1 pseudogene is annotated in these 231 nt (G+C 63.6%); it reads left to right on the top strand.

Going from position 1 to position 231, the window contains the following annotated elements:
* Nucleotides 1-222, top strand: a pseudogene (locus MTQ12_RS14885) (transposase); the annotation flags it as partial.
* Nucleotides 223-231: the final 9 nt, after the last annotated feature.

Below are 231 nucleotides of genomic sequence, written 5' to 3'. Positions count from 1 at the left end.
CGTGAACGCGGCTTCGGCACGCTGAAGTACGAACGGCTCTACCTGGACGAGATCGACGACGCGATCGTGCTCGCCGAGCGGGCCGAGGACTACCGGATCGAGTACAACGAGCTCCGGCCCCACGAGGCCATCTCATGGAACCGGCCCAAGGAGGTGCACCTGGGCCTGGCCGACCCCACCACCCCGACATTCAAAACCAAGGAAATCCTGCCAACTACTTGACGCGGGACA

Origin of the sequence: Brevibacterium sp. R8603A2, from assembly GCF_023072605.1 — a bacterium.
Taxonomy (GTDB): Bacteria; Actinomycetota; Actinomycetes; order Actinomycetales; family Brevibacteriaceae; genus Brevibacterium; species Brevibacterium pityocampae.
This window is presented reverse-complemented; position numbering and strand designations above follow the sequence as displayed.